24 protein-coding genes are annotated in these 23,367 nt (G+C 63.7%); 19 read left to right on the top strand and 5 right to left on the bottom strand.

Going from position 1 to position 23,367, the window contains the following annotated elements; translation table 11 throughout:
• Positions 1–259: 259 nt before the first annotated feature.
• The 5 genes from EST26_RS05335 (at position 260) to EST26_RS05315 (ending at position 5,280) form a co-directional block, all read left to right on the top strand.
• Positions 260–2,410, top strand: coding sequence for a cytochrome c biogenesis protein ResB (locus tag EST26_RS05335; protein ID WP_291065930.1), 2,151 nt, complete (start codon positions 260–262; stop codon positions 2,408–2,410).
• Positions 2,407–3,780 carry a c-type cytochrome biogenesis protein CcsB gene (ccsB, locus tag EST26_RS05330; RefSeq protein WP_291065929.1) on the top strand — a complete coding sequence of 458 codons (1,374 nt, stop codon included), beginning with the start codon at positions 2,407–2,409 and terminating at the stop codon, positions 3,778–3,780. Before EST26_RS05335 ends, ccsB begins: the two co-directional genes overlap by 4 nt.
• A gap of 103 nt (positions 3,781–3,883) precedes the next feature.
• Positions 3,884–4,189, top strand: a complete 306-nt coding sequence (locus tag EST26_RS05325) for a DUF2818 family protein (protein ID WP_291065926.1) — start codon at positions 3,884–3,886, stop codon at positions 4,187–4,189.
• A gap of 24 nt (positions 4,190–4,213) precedes the next feature.
• Positions 4,214–4,822, top strand: a complete 609-nt coding sequence (locus EST26_RS05320) for an NUDIX hydrolase (RefSeq protein WP_291065924.1) — start codon at positions 4,214–4,216, stop codon at positions 4,820–4,822.
• Positions 4,819–5,280 (top strand): DUF1178 family protein, encoded by a 462-nt coding sequence (locus EST26_RS05315; RefSeq protein ID WP_291065923.1) that lies wholly within the window; start codon positions 4,819–4,821, stop codon positions 5,278–5,280. Before EST26_RS05320 ends, EST26_RS05315 begins: the two co-directional genes overlap by 4 nt.
• Before the next feature lie 17 nt (positions 5,281–5,297).
• On the opposite strand, the gene EST26_RS05310 is transcribed toward EST26_RS05315, so the two are convergent.
• The 5 genes from EST26_RS05310 to fnr form a co-directional block, all read right to left on the bottom strand.
• A complete protein-coding gene (locus tag EST26_RS05310) occupies positions 5,298–6,629 on the bottom strand; it encodes a Glu/Leu/Phe/Val dehydrogenase (protein WP_291065922.1) in 1,332 nt (443 codons plus the stop codon).
• A gap of 341 nt (positions 6,630–6,970) precedes the next feature.
• Entirely contained in the window at positions 6,971–7,627 is a 657-nt protein-coding gene (adk, locus tag EST26_RS05305; RefSeq protein WP_291065921.1) for an adenylate kinase, read from the bottom strand.
• Positions 7,628–7,760: 133 nt separating this feature from the next.
• Positions 7,761–8,435, bottom strand: a complete 675-nt coding sequence (locus tag EST26_RS05300) for a protein-L-isoaspartate(D-aspartate) O-methyltransferase (RefSeq protein ID WP_291065919.1) — start codon at positions 8,433–8,435, stop codon at positions 7,761–7,763.
• 139 nt (positions 8,436–8,574) lie between these two features.
• Complete coding sequence (gene mutL / locus EST26_RS05295) at positions 8,575–10,509, bottom strand: DNA mismatch repair endonuclease MutL (protein WP_291065916.1); 1,935 nt, start codon at positions 10,507–10,509, stop codon at positions 8,575–8,577.
• Between the two features lie 61 nt (positions 10,510–10,570).
• Positions 10,571–11,290: a fumarate/nitrate reduction transcriptional regulator Fnr gene (gene fnr / locus EST26_RS05290; RefSeq protein ID WP_291065914.1), complete on the bottom strand. Its 720-nt coding sequence runs from the start codon at positions 11,288–11,290 to the stop codon at positions 10,571–10,573.
• Positions 11,291–11,418: 128 nt separating this feature from the next.
• On the opposite strand from fnr, the gene hemN reads away from it, so the two are divergent.
• The 14 genes from hemN to EST26_RS05220 all read left to right on the top strand — a co-directional run bounded on the left by hemN (position 11,419) and on the right by EST26_RS05220 (position 23,316).
• Positions 11,419–12,798 (top strand): oxygen-independent coproporphyrinogen III oxidase, encoded by a 1,380-nt coding sequence (hemN, locus tag EST26_RS05285; protein ID WP_291065912.1) that lies wholly within the window; start codon positions 11,419–11,421, stop codon positions 12,796–12,798.
• Positions 12,799–12,824: 26 nt separating this feature from the next.
• Complete coding sequence (locus tag EST26_RS05280) at positions 12,825–13,499, top strand: sulfite exporter TauE/SafE family protein (RefSeq protein WP_291065910.1); 675 nt, start codon at positions 12,825–12,827, stop codon at positions 13,497–13,499.
• Positions 13,500–13,526: 27 nt separating this feature from the next.
• Entirely contained in the window at positions 13,527–14,117 is a 591-nt protein-coding gene (locus tag EST26_RS05275; RefSeq protein ID WP_291065908.1) for a YceD family protein, read from the top strand.
• A 306-nt stretch (positions 14,118–14,423) separates the two neighbouring features.
• Positions 14,424–14,606, top strand: a complete 183-nt coding sequence (gene rpmF, locus EST26_RS05270) for a 50S ribosomal protein L32 (RefSeq protein ID WP_291065906.1) — start codon at positions 14,424–14,426, stop codon at positions 14,604–14,606.
• 135 nt (positions 14,607–14,741) lie between these two features.
• Positions 14,742–15,824: a phosphate acyltransferase PlsX gene (plsX, locus tag EST26_RS05265; RefSeq protein WP_291065904.1), complete on the top strand. Its 1,083-nt coding sequence runs from the start codon at positions 14,742–14,744 to the stop codon at positions 15,822–15,824.
• Positions 15,821–16,798, top strand: a complete 978-nt coding sequence (locus EST26_RS05260) for a beta-ketoacyl-ACP synthase III (protein WP_291065902.1) — start codon at positions 15,821–15,823, stop codon at positions 16,796–16,798. Before plsX ends, EST26_RS05260 begins: the two co-directional genes overlap by 4 nt.
• Before the next feature lie 44 nt (positions 16,799–16,842).
• Positions 16,843–17,793, top strand: coding sequence for an ACP S-malonyltransferase (fabD, locus tag EST26_RS05255; protein WP_291065899.1), 951 nt, complete (start codon positions 16,843–16,845; stop codon positions 17,791–17,793).
• A gap of 17 nt (positions 17,794–17,810) precedes the next feature.
• Positions 17,811–18,572 carry a 3-oxoacyl-ACP reductase FabG gene (fabG, locus tag EST26_RS05250; protein ID WP_291065896.1) on the top strand — a complete coding sequence of 254 codons (762 nt, stop codon included), beginning with the start codon at positions 17,811–17,813 and terminating at the stop codon, positions 18,570–18,572.
• A 119-nt stretch (positions 18,573–18,691) separates the two neighbouring features.
• Positions 18,692–18,931: an acyl carrier protein gene (acpP, locus tag EST26_RS05245; RefSeq protein WP_291065894.1), complete on the top strand. Its 240-nt coding sequence runs from the start codon at positions 18,692–18,694 to the stop codon at positions 18,929–18,931.
• 7 nt (positions 18,932–18,938) lie between these two features.
• The gene (gene fabF, locus EST26_RS05240) at positions 18,939–20,183 is read left to right on the top strand and encodes a beta-ketoacyl-ACP synthase II (protein WP_291065891.1); all 1,245 of its coding nucleotides are present in this window, start codon (positions 18,939–18,941) and stop codon (positions 20,181–20,183) included.
• Positions 20,184–20,198: 15 nt separating this feature from the next.
• On the top strand, positions 20,199–20,690 hold the full coding sequence (locus tag EST26_RS05235) for a hypothetical protein (RefSeq protein ID WP_291065888.1): 492 nt from the start codon (positions 20,199–20,201) through the stop codon (positions 20,688–20,690).
• Positions 20,691–20,851: 161 nt separating this feature from the next.
• Positions 20,852–21,493 carry an RNA polymerase sigma factor RpoE gene (gene rpoE / locus EST26_RS05230; protein WP_291065886.1) on the top strand — a complete coding sequence of 214 codons (642 nt, stop codon included), beginning with the start codon at positions 20,852–20,854 and terminating at the stop codon, positions 21,491–21,493.
• Positions 21,494–21,554: 61 nt separating this feature from the next.
• Entirely contained in the window at positions 21,555–22,283 is a 729-nt protein-coding gene (locus EST26_RS05225; protein ID WP_291065884.1) for a sigma-E factor negative regulatory protein, read from the top strand.
• Between the two features lie 19 nt (positions 22,284–22,302).
• Positions 22,303–23,316 (top strand): MucB/RseB C-terminal domain-containing protein, encoded by a 1,014-nt coding sequence (locus EST26_RS05220; RefSeq protein ID WP_291065882.1) that lies wholly within the window; start codon positions 22,303–22,305, stop codon positions 23,314–23,316.
• Positions 23,317–23,367 lie beyond the last annotated feature (51 nt).

Genomic DNA, 23,367 nt, shown 5'->3' with positions numbered 1-23,367 from the left:
AGGGCGGCTTGATCATGCACCCAGGCCGACAGGCTTTGCGTGCATGCAGGTAGATGGGGCGCTGGCCGAGCCGACCACACCAGTGGCTCGCTGCCGCCAAAGTGACGCCAAAGTGACGCATGACTTTGTCGTCGTGTTAAATTTCCAGTCTGTTTGGAACTAAATTCAGGCTTTGCCACACTACACCCGTGTGTTTGGGCAGGCTGGCTGCTGCCAGACAACTTCAGTCACGGATTCTTACGATCTCATCTACGCTTCAATGACCGCAACCACCCAAGATCAGCCACAGAGCTACGCTTCGCGCTTGTTGGGCAACTGGATCGAATTGCTGGCCTCGATGCGCTTTGCCATCGCGCTGTTGTCGGTGATCTCGATTGCCTCGGTGATAGGCACTGTGGTCAAGCAAAACGAGCCGACCAATAACTACGTTAACAAATTTGGTCCTTTTTGGGCCGAAGTGTTTGCCAGCGTAGACCTGTTTACGGTCTACAGCGCCTGGTGGTTCATGCTGATCATGCTGTTTCTGGTGCTCAGCACCAGTTTGTGCATCATTCGCAGCACGCCAAAAATAATTACCGACTACAAGGCGTTCAAGGAGAACATGCGCGAGCAAAGCCTCAAGTCTTTCCCGCATCGGGCCGAGGCAGTGCTGGACGAAAACCCTGAGCAAGCGGCGCAGCGCATTGGTGCGCAATTGCTGGATGCGGGCTGGCGCGTCAAGCTGCAGTCACGCACCGGCGCCAGCGGCACCGGCTGGATGGTGGCGGCCAAGGCGGGAGCGTTCAACAAGATAGGCTACCTGGCGGCGCACAGTGCCATCGTGCTGATTTGCGTCGGTGGCCTGCTCGACGGCGCCTTCATGGTGCGCGTTCAGATGCTGTTTCACGACAAAGTGCCTTTCAGCGGCAGCGGACTGATCGCCGACGTACCGGCTCAGCATAGGCTCTCACCCCACACGCCCACCTTCCGCGGCAATCTGCTGGTGACCGAAGGCAGCGTGGCTCACACCGCCATCTTGCCGCGGGCCGACGGCGTGCTGCTGCAGGATCTGCCTTTTTCCATCGAGCTCAAAGACTTTATTCACGAATACCACCCGAACGGCATGTCCAAGCGCTATGCCAGCCTGGTCGTGATTCATGACCACGACAGCGGCAATAAAACCGAAGCGCTGATCGAAGTCAACGAGCCCTTTTACCACCGTGGCGTCAACATCTTTCAGTCCAGCTATGCCGATGGCGGCTCGCCGGTCACCTTGCAGGCGGTTTCTCTGAGTGATTCTGCCCAGTCGTTTGAGATCAACGGCACCATCGGTGGTTCGGCCTTGCTGCGCGGTGTGGGCCCAGAAAAAACGCTTGAATTCGCTGAGTTGCGTTTGATGAATGTGGAGAATTTTGCCGACGCCACGGTCGCGCCGGGATTGAATTTGAGCGCCGAGGGCGGTCTGCAGCGCGCGATTCAGGGCCGGCTTGGCGCGGGTCACTTGACCGTGACCGAGCGCGACTTGCGCAATGTCGGCCCCAGCATTACCTACCGGCTGCGCGACGCCGCTGGTCAGGCAATCGAATTCCACAATTTCATGCTGCCGTTTGAAATTGACGGCACGCGCATGTTCATGCTGGGCGTGCGCGAAGAATTGCAAGCAGATTTCCGCTACCTGCGCATTCCGGCCGATGAACTCGACCGCATGGACGGTTTTTTGCGTCTGCGCCACGCCTTGCATGACCCGCTGATGCGCGATGAGGCGGTGCGCCGCTTCGTTGCGCAGGCCGCGCCGGGTGAGCACCCCGAGCTGGGCGGAGCACTGGCCTCATCTGCGACCCGCGTGCTTGGCTTGTTCGCCGGTCTTGAACGCGTCGAGCTGCCACCGGCCATGCAGGCCGGTCGTTCCATGCCCAGTCCTCCGGGAGGCTTGCAGGCGGTGTCTGATTTTCTGGAGATCAACGTGCCAGCCGATCAGATCGAGCGCGTGAGCGAAGTGCTGGTGACCCTTCTCAACGGCACGCTTTTCGAGCTGGCCCAGCTCAGCCGCGAGCGCGAGGGTCTCAAGCCGCTGGAACGCAGCGAAGCCACACAGAAATTCATGAGCGCGGCCGTTATCAGCCTGAGCGACAGCTTCCTGTACCCGGTTCCCATGACCTTCAAGCTCACGAATTTTGAGCACGTGCAAGCCAGCGTATTTCAAGTAACCCGCACGCCCGGCAAAAACATCGTCTATCTGGGTTTCATCTTGCTGATCATTGGCACGTTTGCCATGTTCTATGTGCGCGAGCGACGTCTATGGGTCTGGCTGACCCCGGCGCCCGAAGCAGGATCGCAAGCCAGCATGGCGCTGTCTAGCAACCGCAAGCTGCTAGATACGGACATTGAATTCGAACGCTTGAAAAACGATTTTTTTAAGGGCAAGACATGAGCACAAGCAACGTCACGCAAACCATTGAGCTGAAAAAGCGCGCATGGGGCGGCAGCTCCGCGACTTCGACGCCGGGCTATTTGGCCAGACGCAGCGTTTGGGATTGGCTGTTTGCCGCCTTTGTTGTCGCGGGTGCGGTCTGGGGCTATCTGGTCTATGGCCCGGCCATGAGCATTTACGAGACCTACATCTTGATCGGCTGCGTGCCATCGCTGATCTGGGTGGGTTGGTACTGGCGCCCTGTGCAAACCGTCTCGGTGCTGACGGCGGCCTTTACCCTGCTTGCGATCTGGCTTTACCAAACACCCACCGGACCCGACCTGAACCGATCGATCGAGGTGTTCTGGCTCAAGTATTTCATCTCCAGCCAGTCGGCTATTTTGTGGATGTGCTTGCTGCTTTTCATGAGCACGATCTTTTACTGGATTGGCATGTTTACCCGCGCCAGTTACTCGTTCCTGCAAATGGGCTCACGGCTGGCTTGGGCCGGCATTTTGATGGGACTGATTGGCTCTTTCGTCCGTTGGTACGAGAGCCACCAGATGGGCCCTGGCATGGGGCATTTCCCGTTCAGCAACCTGTACGAGGTGTTCGTTCTGTTTTGCTGGCTGACCACCATGATGTACCTGTACTACGAGGAGCAACACAAAAATCGCGCCATGGGGGCGTTTGCGATGCTGGTGGTCAGCGCCGCTGTCGGTTTTTTGCTCTGGTACACCGTGGTGCGCGAAGCACATGAAATTCAACCGTTGGTGCCGGCGCTCAAGAGCTGGTGGATGACGCTGCATGTGCCGACCAACTTTATTGGCTACGGCGGTTTTGCCATTGCTGGCATGTTGGCCTTTGCCTACTTGGTCAAGCAAAGCGCGGGCGAGATGCGCTGGTACAAGCTGGCGCCGCTGTGGTTGCTGGGGGTGACGCTGTTTCTCGAGCCGCTGGTGTTCAGCCGTGCCGTGCATTCGCAAAGCTTTGTGTTCTGGTTGCTGTACTTCGGCGTGGCGTCCTTCATTGTCGGCGGCATCATGCTCGGGCGCAGGCGCATTGCGGCCCGTCTGCCTAGCTTTGAGGTGCTAGATGACATCATGTACAAAGCGATTGCGATCGGCTTTGCCTTTTTCCTGGTGGCCACTGTTTTGGGCGCTTTCTGGGCCGCCGAAGCCTGGGGCGGCTACTGGACCTGGGACCCGAAAGAAACCTGGTCGCTGATCGTCATCCTGAACTACGCCGCCTGGTTGCACATGCGGCTGGTCAAAGGTCTGCGTGGTACGGTGGCTGCCTGGTGGGCTATGGTCGGTCTGGCCATCACCACCTTTTGTTTCCTCGGCGTCAATATGTTCCTCTCCGGATTGCACAGCTACGGCGCGCTGTGACGCTGAATCCAGCGTCAGTTGCCGTGTTACTCTCGTGTAGTTGTGCGGACGCGGCCTGCTTGGCCGCGGCCGCTGCCGTTTGTTTCAGGTCAATTCTCACCCCATGATTCCAACCGAATACGTCTGGATGGTCTTGTTGTCCGCGCTGGTGGCAGCCAATCTGCCTTTCATCAACAACCGCTGGCTGGCGCTGATACCGCGGCGCGCGCCCAAGCTGCTGTGGATGCGGCTGGCCGAACTGGTGTTGCTTTATTTCATGGTGGGCGCCTTCAGCCTGGCGCTGGAGCAGTCGGTGGGTCAGATCGCGCCGCAGGACTGGGAGTTTTACGTCACCACCGCGTCGATGTTTCTGACCCTGGCCTTTCCCGGTTTCGTCTACTGCTACCTGTACAAAAAAGGCAAGTCCTGAGGGCGGCCCAGCGAGCATTGCGCCATGTCTGAAGACCTCCATTTGCGTGAAACCGCGCTGTCGCGCGCCGAGCTGGTCCAAGGCGTTTTTTTGCATGTGGTGCGCGACACCGTGCGCCTGCCCAGCGGGGCGCAGGCAGCGCGCGAATACGTTTTGCACCCGGGCGCCGTGATGGTGATTGCCCTGCAGGACGACGGCCGGGTGGTGCTCGAGCGCCAGTACCGGCACCCGCTGCAGACGGTGATGATCGAGTTTCCGGCGGGCAAGCTCGATGCTAGCGAGGGCAGCCTGAGCTGCGCGCAGCGCGAATTGCGTGAGGAAACTGGCTACAGCGCCCGTGAGTGGGCCTGGGCCGGACGGCTGGCGCCGACGATAGCCTATTCTGACGAGCTCATAGACATCTGGTTCGCGCGTGGTCTGAGCCTGGGCGAACGACAGCTCGACGAAGGGGAATTCCTGGACGTCTTCAGCGCCAGTCCGGCTGAGCTGCTGAGCTGGTGCCGCAGCGGTGCGCTGATCGATGGCAAGTCGCTGGTTGGCGTGCTCTGGCTGCAACAGGTGCTGCGCGGAGACTGGGTGCTCGAATGGTCGAGCGCTGCCGCGGCCTCGATTGACGCACAATCTGGCACATGAAAGTCTACAGGCTGCGCTGCGCCCGGCAGCACGAATTTGAAGGCTGGTTTGCCTGCGAGGCTGATTACACCAACCAGCTCCAGCGCCAGTTGCTGAGCTGCCCGGTGTGTGGCGACACCCAGATCGAGAAAATGCTTTCGGCACCGCGCCTGAACCTGCACGCCGCCCGCAACGACGACACGGCCACGCCGGCGCGGTCGCCGGGCGCGGCACCATCTGCCTTGTCGGCCAGTCAAACGCAGGCACACCTGCTGCATGCTCTGCGGCAGGTGCAAGCCGACTGCGAAGACGTGGGTAAGCGTTTTGCCGATCAGGCGCGCGCCATGCACCACGGCGATATTCAGCCACGCAGCATACGGGGCAGCGCCAGCCCGGCGGTGGCGCAAGAGCTGATCGAAGAAGGCATTCCCGTGCTGCCCATGCCCGATCTGCCGCTACTCAAGCAAACCCTGCAGTAGAGCGGCGTGAGCGGGTCTCAGGGATAAAGGCCGCGCAGGTCGCGTGCGTGCAGGATGCGGCTGCACGCGACGATGAAAGTGGCCGTGCGCAGGCTCACCCGGTGTTGTTGCGCCACCTGCCAGATGGTGGCAAACGCGCCCTTCATGACTTTCATCAGGCGCTCGTTGACCTCGTCTTCGCTCCAGAAGAAGCTGGAAAAATCTTGTACCCACTCGAAGTAGCTCACCGTCACACCACCGGCGTTGGCAATCACGTCCGGCAGCACCAGCACGCCGCGCTCGTGCAAGATGTCGTCGGCCTGTGGCGTGGTCGGGCCGTTGGCCCCTTCGATGATCAGGCGCGCCTGGATGCGCCCGGCATTGGCGGCCGTGATTTGTTGCTCTAGGGCGGCCGGAATCAAAATGTCGCAGGGCACGTCCCAGAAGGCGTCATTGGCTAGCGGTTCGGCGGCAGCGAAATCTGCCACCGAACCGCAGTGCGCCACATGTGCCAGCAGAGCTGGCACATCGAGTCCGCCAGCGCGGTAAATGCAGCCGCCATGGTCCTGCACCGCCACCACCTGGGCGCCGGCGTGTGCAAACAACTGGGCGGCAACGCCGCCGACGTTGCCAAAACCCTGCAGCGCCACCCGCGCGCTGGCGACGTCCAGGCCGATCAACCGCGCTGCTTCCAGGCCGAGAGTGAAGACGCCGCGGCCGGTGGCCTCGCGTCGCCCGAGCGATCCACCCAGGTCCAGCGGCTTGCCAGTGACGACGCCGGTGGTGGTTGTCCCTTCGTTCATTGAATAGGTATCCATCATCCAGGCCATGACCTGCTCGTTGGTGTTCACATCGGGCGCTGGAATGTCTTTGTTCGGGCCAATCAGGATGCCGATCTCACTGGTGTAGCGGCGCGTCACGCGTTCGAGCTCACCCAACGATAACTGGCGTGGATCGACCCGCACGCCGCCCTTGGCACCGCCGTAGGGGACGTTGACGGCAGCGTTTTTGATCGACATCCAAGCCGCTAGCGCCATCACTTCCGACAGCGTGACGTTCTGGTGAAAACGAACACCGCCCTTGCCCGGCCCGCGTGATGTGTTGTGCTGCACGCGGTAGCCTTCGAAATGCGCCACTGAGCCATCGTCGAGGTGGATCGGCACGTCCACGATCAGGCTGCGCTTGGGACGCTTGAGCGTGTCGACCCAGCGCGAGAGCCGGCCCAGGTAGGGCGTGACGCGATCGACTTGTTGCAGATAAATGCCCCACGGGCCCAGGTCATCGGGCTTAAGGTAAGAGGGCAGGGCACTGCTGAAGAGGGCTGGGTTGCGGGCTGGCGTGCCGGGCTGGGAATCGGGCGGGTGCGACATGGTGCGAAGGCTCCAGAGAGGATGCGACCAGCGGGTTATGCGCGGCGGGCGTCACTTCAAAGCTTGCATTGCAGGGCCGCCAGGCGCAGACGCCCTAGCAGCCTGTGTGCGCCGAATTTTCTGGCGCGCTGAAACCCGTTGCGCTCATTTGCTCAGTAGCGGGCGCGTTGCAGTGGCCGCCACAGCACGCAAACGCGGCCCGCTTGCGCTGCTTGCGGATTAACGTGAAAGTCGGGCCGCGACTCACTTCGCTCCCCTCTCCCGCGTGCGGGAGAGGGGTTGGGGGTGAGGGAGAACGGGCATGACTTTCATTTACCGGGGTGGCTTTAAAGTCATGCCCGTTAATTCGACAACGCGGTAAAGACGCGCGCGGTGATTTCTTCCACCGACCCCAGACCGCTGATGGCGCGGTATTTGGGAGCGGCGACCGGTTCGGACTGCGCCCATTGGCGGTAGTAATCCACCAGCGGTCGGGTCTGAGCGCTGTAGATGCTCAGTCTTTTTTGCACGGTTTCTTCCCGGTCATCGTCGCGCTGAATCAGCGGCTCGCCGCTGACATCGTCGCGGCCTTCGACCTTTGGGGGATTGAATTTCAGGTGGTAGGTGCGCCCGGAAGCCGGGTGCGAACGGCGCCCGCTCATGCGTTCGACGATGACATCAAACGGCACATCGATTTCCAGCACGTAGTCGAGCTGGACGCCGGCGGCCTTGATTGCATCGGCCTGAGCCAGGGTGCGGGGGAAACCGTCGAACAAAAATCCCTGCGCGCAGTCGGACTGGGCAATGCGTTCCTTGACCAGATCGATGATCAAGCCGTCGCTGACCAAGCCGCCCGCATCCATCACCCCTTTTGCCTGAACACCCAGCGCGCTGCCGGCCTTGACAGCGGCGCGCAACATGTCGCCGGTGGAAATTTGCGGGATGCCGTACTTCTGGCAGATGAAAGTGGCTTGCGTACCCTTGCCCGCACCTGGAGCGCCCAACAGAATCAGTCTCATTGTTTTCCTTTTTGAATGTGTTGCCGCTGTGCACGCGCCCTTGCGGCGGCCCATGCAACCACCCCTGCGTCAGTGACGCAGGAACCGGGTAAGAATAGCATGCGTGCACAGACGCCTGCGCGCTGCGCCGGTTTCAATCGGCCGGTGCATCAGCACCCGTCAGCGGTACGAACACCACGCTGAGCACGCGGCGTTCCTGGACGCTGCCATCGGCCTGTTTTTCCAGCACGGTGAGGGTTTGCGTCTGGTCTGGCAGGCCGATCGGCGCGACAAGGCGCGCGCCCGGCTTGAGTTGCCCCAGCAGGGCCGCCGGCACGTTGGTTGCGGCGGCGGTGACGATGATGCCGTCGTAGGGGGCGTGCGCGGCCAGACCGGCGTGACCGTCGGCTGCGCGCACTTCGACGTTGTGCAGTCCGAGTTCGCGCAGACACTGGCTGGCTCGGCTGGCCAGGGCGGCAATGATTTCCAGGCTGTACACCTGCTTGACCAGGCGCGCCAGGATCGCCGCTTGGTAGCCCGACCCGGTGCCGATCTCCAGCACCACGTGCTGCGGCTGGGTTGCCAGCAGGTCAGTCATCAGCGCGACGATGAAGGGCTGCGATATGGTCTGGCCGTGGCCGATCGGTAGCGCATGGTTCTCATGCGCACGCGCACGCAGCGCTGCCGGGACGAAACGCTCGCGCGGGGTCGCCGCCAGTGCGGCCAGCACGCGCTCGTCGAGCGCGCCGCGTTCGCGGCCACAGCTAAGCTGCGCCGCCTGCTGGCGCAGCTCGCGCAACAACTGCGCTTGCGGGTTCAAAAGGGGCATGGCGTGAGCGCTTGCAAGGGCGGCTTTAACCCGATCCGGCGCCGACCGCGCCGTTCGCACGCAGCCCCGGCGCCGATTCAGGGTGAACGCTGGCAGCATTATGCGAGCTTATCCAGCCGACGACCGTGCGGCGCTGCATTCAGCGTCCGCGCAAGAACAGGGCGTTCAATTCCTTCATGTCCAGTTGGCGCCAGGTCGGGCGGCCGTGGTTGCACTGGTCGCTGCGCTCGGTGGCTTCCATCTGGCGCAGCAGCGCGTTCATCTCGTCGCTGCTCAGGCGGCGGTTGGCGCGCACCGCGCCGTGGCAGGCCATGCGCGCCAGCAGTTCATTCTGTGCCTGTTCAATCGCCTGGCTGGCAGGGAGCCGGGCCAACTCGGCCAGCACGCTACGCGTGAGCTCGACCGGGTCGCTGGCTGCCAGCACGCTCGGCACCGCGCGCACCGCCAGCGTCTTGGGCGAGAACGGCAGCACTTCCAGTCCGAGCGTGGCCAGACTGTGGGCGCAAGATTGCGCGGTGGCGACTTCCAGCGGGCTGGCGGCAAAGGTGGCCGGTATCAGCAGCGCCTGGCTGGTGACGGCGCGCTCGGCCAGTTGGCGTTTGAGGCGTTCATAGACGATGCGTTCGTGCGCCGCGTGCATGTCCACCAGCACCAGTCCTTGGCGGTTTTCGGCCAGAATGAAGACGCCGTGCAGTTGTGCCAGGGCGCGGCCCAGGGGCCCGTCTTCGCTCGTCCAGGGCGCGGGCGTGGCGGTTTGGCACTGCCCTGTGGGCGCGGGTGCCCAGGCGACCGATGGCGCCGCCGGGCTTTCGGCGTCGGCCTGCGCGTGCGGCTCTGCACGGCCCCAAAGTGCGGCCAGGTCGCTGACTTGATGACCCCAGGTGCCGCCTGCGGGGCGCGCCGCAAAAGGCAGCGCAGCCTGGCTGCTGGCCGGCCAGTGCGCCGCGCTGGCGGTGGCGACCGGATCATCTGCTGTAGGGGTGCTGTCGGCTGCGCTGCTGCGTGGCAGCGCCAGCGCCGCTTCGGTGGCGCGACCGATCGCCTGGTGCAGGGCGCGGCTGTCGCGAAAACGCACTTCGATTTTGGTCGGGTGTACGTTGACGTCGACCTGGGTCGGGTCGAGTGCCACAAACAGCGCATAGACCGGCTGGCGCTGGCCGTGCAGCACGTCAGCGTAGGCGCTGCGCAGCGCGTGGCTGATGACTTTGTCGCGCACGTAGCGGCCATTGACGTAGACGAACTGCCAGTCGGCGCGCGCGCGTGCGGCGTCTGGTCGGCCGACGAAACCCCAGACGCGCATGGACGCTGGCGTCTGGGCAAGGGCGCTGGCCTCGTATGTCAAGGGCCAGTGCAGCGCCAGGGCTTGTTGCACAAAGTCTGGCCCCAGCACGTCGGCCAGGCGCTGGCGCAGCGCGTCCAGGACAGCGCCATCGACGGCGCGCCACTGCGCCAGCAGTTTGCCGTCGTGCCAGACGGCAAAGCCGACGTCGGGGCGGGCCAGCGCGTGCCGGCGCACGGCCTCGATGCAGTGCGCCAGTTCGGTGGCGTCAGACTTGAGGAATTTGCGCCGCGCCGGCGTGGCAAAAAACAATTCACGCACCTGCACCGTGGTGCCCGCTGCGCGTGCACTGGCTTGCAGTTCGCCACTGCGGGCATCGAGCAGCCAGCCGTGCGGCTGTTCTGATTCGGCAGCGCGCGTCAGCAGCGAGACTTCGGCCACCGAGGCAATGGCGGCCAAGGCCTCGCCACGAAAACCCATGGTGTGGACCGACTCCAGATCGCTCAGGCTGGCAATCTTGCTGGTGGCGTGGCGTTTGAGTGCACGCGCAAGCTCGGCGCGCGGGATGCCGCAGCCGTTGTCTTCCACGCTGATCAGGCGCACGCCCCCAGCTTGCAGGCGCAGCGTGATGTGCGAGGCCCCGGCGTCAAGCGCGTTGTCCAGCAGCTCGCGCACCACCGAGGCGGGGCGCTCGACCACTTCGCCAGCCGCAATCTGGCTGATCAGCTCATCGGGCAGTTCCTGGATCGGGCGGCGCGCCACGCGGGTTGGCGGGGAATTCGGGGGTTGTGACATTCGGTCGGGCCAGGGCAGGGCCGCACCAGGCTTGCGCTGCCGCTGCCATTCGGGCGCAGGCTCAGCGGCCCGTTTGCGGGTTGACGATCAGATTGAGCGCGTCGGTGTTCTTGATGTGAACGTAGCGCTGCTTGACATCGATGGTGCCGTCTTCGACGAATTTCGAAAAAGTGCGGCTCACCGTCTCCAGCTTCATGCCCAGATAGCTGCCGATTTCCTCGCGCGTCATGCGCAGAATCAGCTCGGATTGCGAAAAGCCGCGCGCGTGCAGCCGCTGCACCAGATTGAGCAAAAACGCGGCCAGCCGTTCCTCGGCGCGCATGCTGCCCAGCAGCAGCATGACGCCGTGGTCGCGCACGATTTCGCGGCTCATGATCTTGTGCACGTGATGTTGCAGTGTGGTGAACTCGCGCGAGAGCTGTTCGATCTGATCGAACGGCATCACGCAGACCTCGGCGTCTTCCAGCGCCACGGCGTCGCACGAGTGGTGATCGTTGACGATGCCGTCGAGGCCGATGATCTCGCCCGTCATCTGAAAACCGGTCACTTGGTTGCGTCCGTCGACCGTGGTGACATGGGTTTTGAAAAAGCCCGAGCGCACCGCAAACAGCGAGAGAAACTTGTCTCCGGTGTGAAACAGCGAGGCGCCGCGCTTGATGCGCCGACGGATCGAGATGACGCTGTTGAGCCGATCCATCTCCTCCTGGTTGAGCCCCACCGGCAGGCAGAGCTCGCGCAAATTGCAGCTTGCGCAGGCGACTTTGATGCTTTGGGAGTCCATAGAAATGCTTCAGATATCCGGCGCAAGCTTAACCGATCGCTGCAGCAGGTGTCGGCAGGCTTGACCAAGATCAAGCGCTACAGCGTGCCAGTGGTGCATATTCGCGCACCAGCGTCGGAGATTAGCTCGTGAGTCATGTCATTTCCAGCGAATTGCTCAAGCGGTTCGATATTCCCGGCCCGCGGTACACCTCGTATCCGACGGCGGATCGCTTCGTTGAGGCCTTTACCGAGCAGGATTACTTGTTGGCGCTGCAGCAGCGGCGCGCGGGATCGATGGCCTTGCCGCTGTCGCTCTACGTTCACATTCCGTTTTGCGCGTCGGTTTGCTACTACTGCGCGTGCAACAAAGTGATCACCAAGCAGCATGCGCGCGCGGCCGAGTATTTGCGCTACATCGGGCGTGAGATGGAGTTGCAGGCGCAGCATGTGGGCGGCGGCCACGGCTTGTCGCAGTTGCACCTGGGCGGCGGTACGCCGACCTTTCTCAGCGACGCCGAGCTGCAAGAGCTGATGCAGATGATCCGGCGCCATTTCACGCTGGCACCGGGTGGCGAGTATTCCATCGAGGTCGATCCGCGCACCGTGACCGAGGCGCGGCTGGAAAACCTGGCCCGGCTGGGCTTTAACCGCCTGAGCTTTGGCGTGCAGGATTTCGATGCGGCGGTGCAAAAAGCGGTGCACCGGGTGCAGCCGGCCGAGCAGGTGTTTGCCCTGGTGCAGGCGGCGCGCCGCATCGGCTTCGAGTCGGTCAATGTCGATCTGATCTACGGCCTGCCGCTGCAAACGCCTGGCTCGTTCGGGCGCACGCTGGCGCAGGTCAACGCGTTGCGGCCGGACCGCATTGCGCTCTACGCCTACGCCCACTTGCCGGCTCGGTTCAAGCCGCAGCGGCGCATCGTGGCGGCAGAGTTGCCCAGCGGGGGCGACAAGCTGGCCATGCTGTCGGCATCGCTGCACGCCCTGCTCGACGCCGGTTACGTGTACGTCGGCATGGATCACTTTGCATTACCAGACGATGCGTTGGCTGTGGCCAAGCGGCAGGGCCGACTGCACCGGAATTTTCAGGGCTACAGCACCCGGCCCGACTGTGATCTGATCGCCCTGGGCGTGTCGGCGATTGGCCGCATCGGTGCCACGTACAGCCAGAACGCGAAAACGCTGGACGAGTATTACGACGCGCTCGATCAGGGGCGCTTGCCGATCGTGCGCGGCGTGGCGCTGACGCGCGACGATTTGCTGCGCCGCGCTGTCATCATGTCCATCATGTGCCAGGGCCAGATTCAGTTCGAGTCGATCGAGCTCGGGCATCTGATCGACTTCAAGACCTACTTTGCGCGCGAACTCGGCGTATTGGCTGCAATGGCGGCACAGGGCTTGCTCGGCATCGACGAGCACGGCGTGCAACTCACCTCCACCGGCTGGTTTCTGGTGCGCGCGATCGCCATGGTGTTCGACAAAAACCTGCAAGTCGATCGGGATCGGGCCCGTTTCTCCAAAATCATTTGACCGGCGGCCTGCGCTATAGTCCGTCCATGGAGATCTCAATCGCGATCACCGCCCTGTTCATGGGGCTGGTGGGAGGCCCGCACTGCGTGGTCATGTGCGGCGCCGCCTGCGCCGGCATTGGTCGCGCCGCCGGCGATCGCAGCACGCGCGCCTTATGGACGTTTCAGATCAGCCGCATGCTTGGCTACGCGTTGTTTGGCGCTTTTGCTGCCGGCACTGTGCAAGGCCTGGCCTGGCTGGGCAGCAACACCGCTGTCATCCGGCCGGTCTGGACCATGTTCCACGTCGCCGTGCTGCTGCTGGGCCTGGTGCTGCTGTGGCAGGCGCGCCAGCCAGCCTGGATCGAAAGCCTGGGGCAGGGCATCTGGCGCAAGGCGCGCCCTGTGTTCACGCGCCTGGGGCCGCGCGCGCCGGTGGTGCTGGGCGTGGCCTGGGCCCTCATGCCCTGTGGCCTGCTGTATTCGGCCTTGCTGATGGCTGCCCTGTCGGCCAACGCCGTGCAGGGCGCCAGCCTGATGGCTTTGTTTTCCATCGGTACTTCGATTTCCCTGCTGATCGGGCCCTGGCTGTTGTTGCGTTTGCGCGGTGCGTCTTCCGGCGCCTGGGGTATCCGGCTGGCCGGTCTGGCGCTGAGTCTGAGCTCGGGCTGGGCGATCTGGATGGGGTTGACCCGCCCGAGCGGGCTGTGGTGTACCGTCTGAGCCGTCCGGCAGCTATAGTCGGCCTCTATGTCCTACAGCAGCTCGCCCCACCCAGACAAAACACCGCCCAACCGGCCCGAGCGGCTCGACGTGCGCACCCTGGCGCAGGCAGGCGTCGGCTTGCGCGGTCAGGAGCCGCTGCTGCGTTTTGATCGTTTGTCTGAGGGGTTCAGCGCCGAGGCAGCCGCGCTGGCCGCTGGGGTGGTCGATTGGCAGGCGCACGGCGAACTGCGCCCGGCAGCCACCGGCGGCCAGGCTGCGGTCTGGCTGCGTTTGCAGGTGCATGCTGCTGTTCCCTTGTGCTGCCAGCGCTGTCTGACCCCGGTGTCGATCGAGTTGCAGGTGGATCGCTGGTTTCGCTTCGTGCCCAACGAAGCCAGCGCCGCCGCTGAAGACGACGCTTGTGAAGAAGACCTGCTGGCACTAGAGCCGCCGCTGAACCTGTACGAGCTGCTGGAAGACGAATTGTTGCTGGCCTTGCCCTTGGTGCCCCTGCACGACGTTTGTCCGGCCCCGCTGCTGCCGGTTGCCGACGCGGCTGCGCTGACTGGGCCTGCCGACGGCGCGCGCAAAAATCCGTTTGCTGCGCTGGCTGCGTTGAAAATCGAGCCGCACTGAACGGGCATGACTTTGAAAGCCGCCCCAAAAAATGAAAGTCCTGCCCGTTCTCCCTCTCCCCCAACCCCTCTCCCGCGCACGGGAGAGGGGAGCGAAGTGAGTCGTGGCCCGACTTTCACGTTAAATGTCGAAATTCGCCGTCCCTCTCGCGTTCTCTCGGCTGTCCGGTGGGCTTCGGGATATAATCACAGGCTTTGCACGGGTGGCTGTTGCGTGCATTCCTGCGCTGTCGCAAAAAAGCGCATCCCGCAGCAGCAAGCACCAGTCGCACCCCGATAAATCACCGACCGTACACAGGAGCCCCTCATGGCTGTTCAGCAAAACAAAAAATCCCCGTCCAAGCGCGGCATGCACCGTTCGCACAATGCGCTGAATGTGCCTGGCATTGCACTGGAGCCGACCACCGGCGAGGTGCATCTGCGCCACCACATCAGCCCGAACGGCTTTTATCGCGGTCGTCAGGTGCTCAAGAGCAAGTCTGAAGCCTGATGCGGGACTTGCGCGCTGCTCGCGCGGCGGCGCTCGGTCGCAGCACGTGCTGGCCCGCATGGTTCATGCGGGCTTTTTTCTGTGCGCCCAGCACGGGCGCACTCCCGCTCTAAGCATCGGCAGCCGTTTTTTTCTATGATTTGCATCGCCGTCGACTGTATGGGAGGTGACGCCGGGCCGGCGGCCACACTGCCGGCATGCGCGGCTTTTTTGTCCAGCCACCCGCAAGCCCAGTTGCTGCTGGTCGGGCAGCCGCAGGCCTTGGCTGCCTGGCCGAAGCTGCTCCAGCACGAGCGCTGCCGCATGGTGGCGGCCAGCGAAGTCGTGTCCATGGACGATTCGGTCGAAGTCGCGCTGCGGCGCAAAAAAGACTCATCGATGCGGGTGGCGATCCGGCAGGTCAAGGACGGTGCGGCGCAGGTGGCGGTGTCGGCCGGTAACACCGGTGCCTTGATGGCGATTGCGCGCTACCTGCTGAAAACGCTCGACGGCATCGATCGGCCGGCGATTGCTGCGCAAATACCCAATGCGCGCGGCGCCGGCACCACCGTGCTCGATTTGGGCGCCAACGTCGATTGCAGCGCCGAACACCTGCTGCAGTTCGCCGTCATGGGTTCGGCACTGGTGACGGCCGCCAGCGGGCGCCAGGCGCCCAGCGTGGGCTTGCTCAACGTGGGCGAAGAAGTCATCAAAGGCAGTGAAGTCATCAAGAAAGCCGGTGTTTTGCTGCGCCATGCTGCCAACTCCGGACTGTTGAATTTCCACGGCAACATTGAAGGCAACGATATTTTTCGCGGCACGACCGACATCGTCGTCTGCGACGGCTTTGTCGGCAATGTGGCGCTCAAGGCCAGCGAGGGGCTGGCATCGATGCTTGGCGGTTTTATCCGGGAAGAATTTTCGCGCAGCATTCTTAGAAAAATGGCTGCGATCGTGGTTTATCCGGTCTTATCGTCGTTCAAAAAACGGGTCGATCACCGCCGCTACAACGGTGCGGCCTTGCTTGGCCTGCGCGGGCTGGTGTTCAAGAGCCACGGCTCAGCCGATGCGTTTGCGTTCGAGCAGGCGCTTGGCCGGGCTTATGATGCGGCCCACAACCGCTTGCTCGACAACGTGCGCGAGCGCATTGCCGCCGCCGCGCCTTTGATGGCGGCGGCCCAGTCGGTGCAAAGCAAAAACGCGTCTGATCCCGATTCCTCCGATTCGTCTTGCGCATGAGACCCTACGCCCGCATCACCGGCACCGGCAGCAGCTTGCCGCCCCAGCGACTGAGCAATGCCGACATGGTGGCCTTGCTGGCGCAGCGCGGCGTGGCCAGCAGCGATGACTGGATCGTCGAACGCACCGGTATTCGCGCGCGCCACTTCGCGGCAGATGGCGTCTACGCCAGCGACCTGGCGGCGCAGGCCTGCCGCTCGGCGTTGGCGGCGGCAGCGGTAGAGCCGCAACAGGTCGACTTGATCATCGTCGCCACCTCGACACCCGACATGGTGTTTCCGTCCACCGCAGCCATTTTGCAGCACAAGCTGGGCATTGCCGCTTGTCCGGCATTTGACGTGCAGGCGGTCTGCAGCGGCTTCATTTACGCCCTGACGCTGGCCAACGCGCTGATTCAGACCGGCAGCGCACGCACCGCATTGGTGGTGGGTGCAGAGGTGTTCAGCCGCCTGCTCGATTTCAACGACCGCAGCACCTGCGTGCTGTTTGGCGATGGTGCCGGTGCGGTGCTGTTGCAAGCCAGCGAGACGCCCGGCATTTTGGCCACCGACATCCATGCCGACGGCCGGTACAGCGATATTCTGTGCGTGCCGGGCCACGTGGCGGGCGGTCAGGTGCTGGGCCGCCCGCTGCTCAAAATGGACGGACAGGCGGTGTTCAGGCTGGCGGTCGAGGTGCTGGAAGACACCGCCCGCACCGTGCTGGCCCAGGCGGGCAAGACCGCGGCTGACGTCGACTGGCTGATTCCGCACCAGGCCAACATCCGTATCATGCAGAGCACGGCCAAGAAGCTCAAGCTGCCCATGGACAAGGTGGTGGTCACGGTCGATCAGCACGGCAACACATCGGCCGCATCCATTCCCCTGGCGCTGGACCACGCGGTGTGCGCCGGTCGCATTCAGCCGGGTGATACCTTGCTGCTGGAAGGCGTCGGCGGTGGCTTCACCTGGGGAGCGGTGCTGCTCGATTTTTGATCTGCTGAGCGCCAGCAGTCCGTTTCATCCACACACACATTCTCATGCAGCCATTTGCATTTGTTTTTCCAGGCCAGGGTTCACAGGCCGTGGGCATGCTCGATGCCTGGGGCGATCACCCGGCGCTGCAGGCCACGCTGCAAGAAGCGTCCGACGCGCTGGGCGAAGATGTGGCCGCACTGATTCACGCCGGCCCCAAGGAAGCACTGGCCTTGACCACCAATACGCAGCCGGTGATGCTGGTGGCGGGTGTGGCGGCCTGGCGCGTCTGGCGCGCCGAAGGCGGTGCGCTGCCAGCCGTGCTGGCCGGGCACTCGCTGGGTGAGTATTCAGCCCTGGTGGCCGCGGGCGCGTTGACGCTGACGCAGGCCGCGCCGCTGGTGCGCTTTCGCGCGGCTGCCATGCAAGACGCGGTGCCGCTTGGCACGGGCGCCATGGCCGCCGTGCTGGGCCTGGACGCCGCCCGCGTGCAGGCGGTTTGTGCCCAGGTGCAGGCGGGCTTTGGCGCCGACAGTGCCGAGGTGGTCGAAGCGGTCAACTTCAACGACCCGGCGCAGACCGTGATCGCCGGCAGCCGTGCGGCGGTCGAACAGGCCTGCGAAAGGCTCAAGGCCGCCGGCGCCAAGCGCACGCTGGCGCTGCCGGTATCGGCGCCGTTTCATTCCAGCCTGATGAAGCCGGCGGCAGCAAAGCTCAGGCAGCAACTCGCTGCCACGGCCTTTGCTGCGCCGCAAATTCCGGTGCTCAACAACGTTGACGTTCTGGTGGAGGCCGATCCGCAGCGCATTCGAGACGCGCTCTATCGGCAGGCTTTTGCTCCGGTGCGCTGGGTCGAATGCGTGGCGGCGATCAAGGCGCGCGGCGTCCGCACCCTGGTCGAATGTGGGCCGGGCAAGGTGCTGACCGGTCTGACCCGGCGCATCGACGCCGAGCTGCTTGCCAGCGCCCTGTACGACCCTGCCACCCTGTCTGATGTCAAAGCCTTGCTGGCCTGAATCTGGAGAACACAAGCATGTCCGAGATGAAATTTTCTGGCCAGATCGCCCTGGTCACTGGCGCTTCGCGCGGCATCGGTGCGGCCATTGCGCACGAACTGTGCGCGCGTGGTCTGATCGTGGTCGGCACCGCCACCAGTGAGGCTGGAGCCGCCGCCATCGGTGCGGCGCTGGCGGCCGTACCGGGTGCGGCCCATGGCTGCCGTGGCGCCAGGCTCGACGTCAACGACGCGCCAGCCGTTGAGCTGCTGATCGACCAGCTGGTCAAGGCACACGGCGGCTTGCAGGTGCTGGTCAACAATGCCGGCATCACGCGCGATACGCTGGCCATGCGGTTAAAAGACGAGGACTGGGACGCGGTGCTCGACACCAACCTGAAGGCGGTGTTTCGCCTCAGCCGTGCCGCCATCCGCCCGATGATGAAGCAGCGCTATGGTCGCATCATCAGCATCACCAGCGTCGTCGGTGCGTCCGGCAACGCGGGTCAGGCCAACTACGCCGCTGCCAAGGCCGGCGTGGCAGGCATGACGCGCGCGCTGGCACGCGAACTCGGCAGCCGCCAGATCACCGTCAACTGCGTGGCACCCGGTTTCATTGAAACCAACATGACCGCCGCCTTGCCCGAAGCGCAGCAAAAAGCACTGCTGGGCCAGATTCCGCTCGGTCATCTGGGCAAGCCAGCCGATGTGGCGCACGCCGTGGCCTACCTGGCCAGCCCGCAGGCCGGCTACGTGACGGGGCAGGAACTGCACGTCAATGGCGGCATGTACATGGCTTGAGCAGCGAACCCAGTCGATTTTTTTCCAACGTCGCAAAACCGCCCGGCGAGTCGTGGCCGGGAAGCATCCCGGCCTGGCTAAAATGGCGGCCTGTATTTCAACCACCCTCAGAGGGACTTATGAGCGATATCGAAGCACGTGTGAAGAAAATCATTGCCGAGCAACTCGGAGTGGAAGAGGGGCAGGTCACGAACGAAAAAGCCTTCGTCGCCGACCTCGGTGCCGATTCACTCGACACGGTTGAACTGGTGATGGCGCTGGAAGACGAATTCGGCATCGAAATTCCGGACGAAGACGCCGAGAAGATCACCACCGTGCAAAACGCCATCGATTACGCGCTGGCGCACCAGAAGGATTGACTCGTCCATGAGCCGCCGACGCGTTGTCGTGACCGGCCTGGGCTGCATCAGCCCCGTGGGCAACACGGTGGAGCAAGCCTGGGCCCAAATTCTTGCCGGCCGTTCCGGCATCGGCCTGATCAGCCGTTTCGATGCATCCGGATTCGCGTGCAAAATCGCCGGCGAAGTCAAAGGCTTTGATCTGGAGTCCTACATCAGCGCCAAAGAAGCGCGCACCATGGACACCTTCATCCAGTACGGCATTGCCGCAGCCCATCAGGCCGTGCTTGACGCCGGCTTGCCGGTGGGTGATGCGCTGGATGAAGAAACGGCGCAGCGCATCGGCTGCATCATAGGCTCGGGCATAGGCGGCCTGCCTCTGATCGAGACCACCCACGCTGAATACACCGCACGCGGTGCGCGCCGGATTTCGCCCTTTTTCGTGCCAGCCTCGATCATCAACATGATCGCTGGCCACGTGTCCATGCGTTTTGGCTTCAAGGGGCCGAATCTGGCGGTGGTTACTGCCTGCACAACGGGGCTGCACTGCATCGGAGAGGCCGCGCGCAAGATCGAGTACGGCGATGCCGACGTGATCGTCGCCGGAGGCTCCGAAGCAACGATCTCGCCCCTGGGTGTGGGCGGCTTTGCTTCCATGCGGGCTTTGTCGACCCGCAACGACGACCCGGCCACCGCGTCGCGCCCCTGGGACCGCGACCGCGACGGCTTTGTGCTGGGTGAAGGCGCGGGCGTGCTGGTGCTGGAAGAATATGAGCGTGCCAAGGCGCGCGGGGCCAAAATGTACGCCGAGCTCAGCGGCTACGGCATGAGCGCCGACGCCGGTCACATGACCGCACCGAACCTGGATGGGCCGCGCCGTGCGATGCAAAACGCGCTGCGCAACGCCGGGGTGAATGCCGATCAGGTCGATTACTTGAACGCGCATGGCACCTCGACGCCGCTGGGCGACGTCAACGAAAGCAACGCCATCAAGGCCGCGCTGGGCGAGCAGGCCAAAAAGGTGGTGATCAATTCAACCAAGTCCATGACCGGCCACTTGCTGGGCGGCGCCGGCGGCATCGAGAGCGTCTTCACCGTGCTGGCGGTACACCACCAGAAGAGCCCGCCGACCATCAACATTTTCAACCAGGATCCGCTATGCGATCTCGATTACTGCGCCAACAGCGCACGCGATCTGAAGATCGATGTGGCGGTGAAGAACAACTTTGGTTTCGGCGGCACCAACGGCACGCTGGTTTTTCGCCGCCTCTGAGGCGTTCCTGAGGCCATGCGAGCGGCGCCATCGGTGCGCTACCCGGTGCGGCCGTGCCTTTTTTATGCCGGTCTGCTGGGCCTGCTCGCTGCTCTCGGACTGCTCATTCTTCTGTTCTGGACGCTGGCGCCGCCAGCGCACGGCCGGCTCGGTAGCAGCCTGGCCGGGCTGGCGCTGTGGCTGGCCTGGGCCGGGCTGGCTTGGCGCAGTTGGCGCCAGTCCCCTGTGGGGCAGTTGCATTGGGATGCGCAGGCCAGCGCCGGCGCGTCAGTTCCTGGCTGCGGCTGGCGCTGGCTGGGCGTTGCCGAGCAGGACGACATGGCTTTGCAGCGGGTGCAACTGGTGCTTGATTTGCAGAGCCGGGCGCTGCTGCGCCTGCACCGGTCGGACCAGAGCGGCAGCTGGGTCTGGGTCGAACGCGCCAGCGATCCGGCGCGCTGGAGTGATCTGCGCCGCGCACTGCTGGCACAGCGCCCGCATCCCGCACAGGGGCCGCCGCTTGCATAAGTAAATCAACGCGCCTGCGCCGTGGCGGCGGATGTTCCGTTCGGGCAGAGTTCTTCGACAGGCTCAGGACAGGCTCAGGGCGAACGGTTGATGCTTCACTGGGCCGAAGCAGTAATGAGCCGCCAGCCGGTATTTTGGAGTGGGTTATAGTCCTCGCGCGCATGACACCAGATGAACACACCGCCCCGCCACCACCTGATAGCGATGTCATGCTGGTGCAGCGCACTTTGGCGGGCGAGTCGCGCGCGTTTGACTTGTTAGTCATCAAATACCAGCGCCGGGTCGAGCGCCTGATTGGCCGCATGGTGCGCGACAGCGACCTGGTGCAAGACATCGCCCAAGAGACTTTTATTCGCGCTTACCGCGCGCTGGCGCAATTTCGCGGCGATGCGCAGTTCTATACCTGGCTGTATCGGATTGCGGTCAACACGGCCAAAAAGCAGTTGCTCGAGCTCAAGCGCGACCCGCTGGTTTATCAGTCGCAGATGAAAACGGGTGACGACGATGAAACTTCCGGCTTCGAGCGCGAACTAAATGCGCAAGTGGCCGACACCGAGACGCCCGAGTCGATACTGGCTGGCAAGGAAATCGCCCAAGCCGTCAACGAAGCAGTGGACGCGCTGCCGCACGAGTTGCGCATGGCGATCACCTTGCGCGAAATTGAGGGTCTGAGCTACGAAGAGATCGCGCAGGCGCTGGACTGCCCCATCGGCACGGTGCGCTCACGCATTTTTCGGGCCCGCGAGGCGATTTCTCAGCGCATCAAGCCGATGTTGGAGCGCCAGTCAGGGAAAAGATGGTAGATGTCATATCCGTTGCCTCAGTCGCAAGAGGTGGCGGGAGTCTGAAAACTGAAAGTCAAACATGAACGCCGTCCAGACACAAAACCCTTTATCGGCCCGCGCAACCGGGGCTGGCGCGGGGTCGGATCCGGCCCATGCGCCGACGTCTGCGATCGATCAGGCCGCAGAGTGGTCGGCCTTGCTCGATGGTGAGTTGACGGCGCACGAAGTCGAGCGCTTGCTCGCGCAAGACGATTTCAGTCAAAAAGGGCGAGCGTCCTGGAACGTCTATCACGTGATCAGCGACGCCTTGCGCGGCGCCGCCCCTGTTGTGCCCAGGCAGACTCCGCAGGATTTTCTGGCCGGATTTCATGCGCGCTTGCAGGCGCCAGCAGCGGACGAACCGCTGCTGGCCCTGGCGCCGGCCTTGGTGCGGCAGCCCGGTGAGGGCGCTGCCAATGACTCGATTTTTCGCTGGAAGCTGCTCAGCGGGGTGGCGTCGCTGACGGCGGTGTTGGCGGTGAGCTGGTCGATGCTGCAGGGTTTGTCTGGCGCTGCATCCGGTCCCGCTGCCGGCGGCCCGCAACTGGCGTCGGTCGGTGCTTTGCCTGAACATGGCCAGCGCCAGCTCGGTGTCGCGACGGACGGCACGCCGGTGGTGGTCGTGGTGGGCTCGGCGCAAGGCCCGGTGCTGCGTGATGCCCAACTCGAAGCCCTGCTGGCACAACACCGCCAGCACGGCGGCATGTCGGCGCTGCAAATGCCGGCTGGCTTCTTGCGCAACGCGACTTACAGCGTTTCGCTGCGTTGATCTGCCAGGAGGTTTGACTTTGACCTGTCGTGCCACTCTGTCTTGGCCGCTGGCCGTCTTGCTCGTCTTGCTGCTCGGTTTTGCGGCGCCGCTGCAGGCGCAAACCCAGGCTGGGGCAGTGGCGGCGCCGCGCAGCGTCACCGATTGGCTCGTGCGCATGCACGAGGCCTCGCGCGAACGCGCCTACACCGGCACCCTGGTGGTGTCGGTCGGTACGGCGATGTCGGCTTCGCGCATCTGGCACGTGAGCGACGGCGTGCAGCAGGTCGAGCGTGTCGACACCCTCACCGGCGCACCGCGCACCACCATTCGCCGCAACAGCGAAGTCATCACTTTTTCGCCGGAAACCAAAATCGCCTGGGTCGAACGGCGTGAATCGCTCGGACAGTTTCCAGACTTTCTGCGCCTGCCCGGCAATGCCGTTTCTGATTTCTACACCGTGCGCGAAGACGGCGTCGAGCGCGTCGCCGGCCATCTGGCTGACGTGGTTGAAATCCGGCCCAGGGATGCGCTGCGCTTTGGCTACCGCATCTGGTCTGAGAGGAGAACCGGCCTGGTGGTGAAATTGCAGACGCTGGGCGAGCAGGGCGCGGTGCTGGAGCAAATGGCTTTTTCTGAGCTTCAGTTGGACGCACCGGTGCGCATGGATCAGCTCATCCGCATGATGGGTGACACCAAGGGCTACGATGTGCGCCGCCCGACGCTCAAGAAAACCACGCCCGAGAAAGAGGGCTGGCGTCTGCGCGAAGCGGTGCCGGGCTTTCAGCCCATCGGTTGCTACGTCGGCGACGCCGCGCCGTCCTTGCCCGGCGCCTCGGCTGCCATGCAATGGGTATTTTCCGACGGTCTGGCTTCGGTTTCGCTGTTTGTCGAACCGTTTGACGCGCAGCGCCACAGCCGCGAGCACTCGGTCGTGATCGGTGCCACGCATTCGCTGACGCGCCGCGTCGGCCAGCATTGGCTGACTGCGGTGGGAGAGGTTCCCGTATCAACCCTGCGCCGTTTTGCGCAGGTGCTCGAGCGCACGCGCTGAACGCTGCTTGCGGCCTTGGCTTGGCGGACAACGCCGCTGTTATGCACGAGA

Source organism: Hydrogenophaga sp. (assembly GCF_014773545.1).
Taxonomy (GTDB): domain Bacteria; phylum Pseudomonadota; class Gammaproteobacteria; order Burkholderiales; family Burkholderiaceae_C; genus Hydrogenophaga.
The sequence above is the reverse complement of the archived record's forward strand: the minus strand, read 5'-3'. Positions and strand labels throughout refer to the sequence as shown.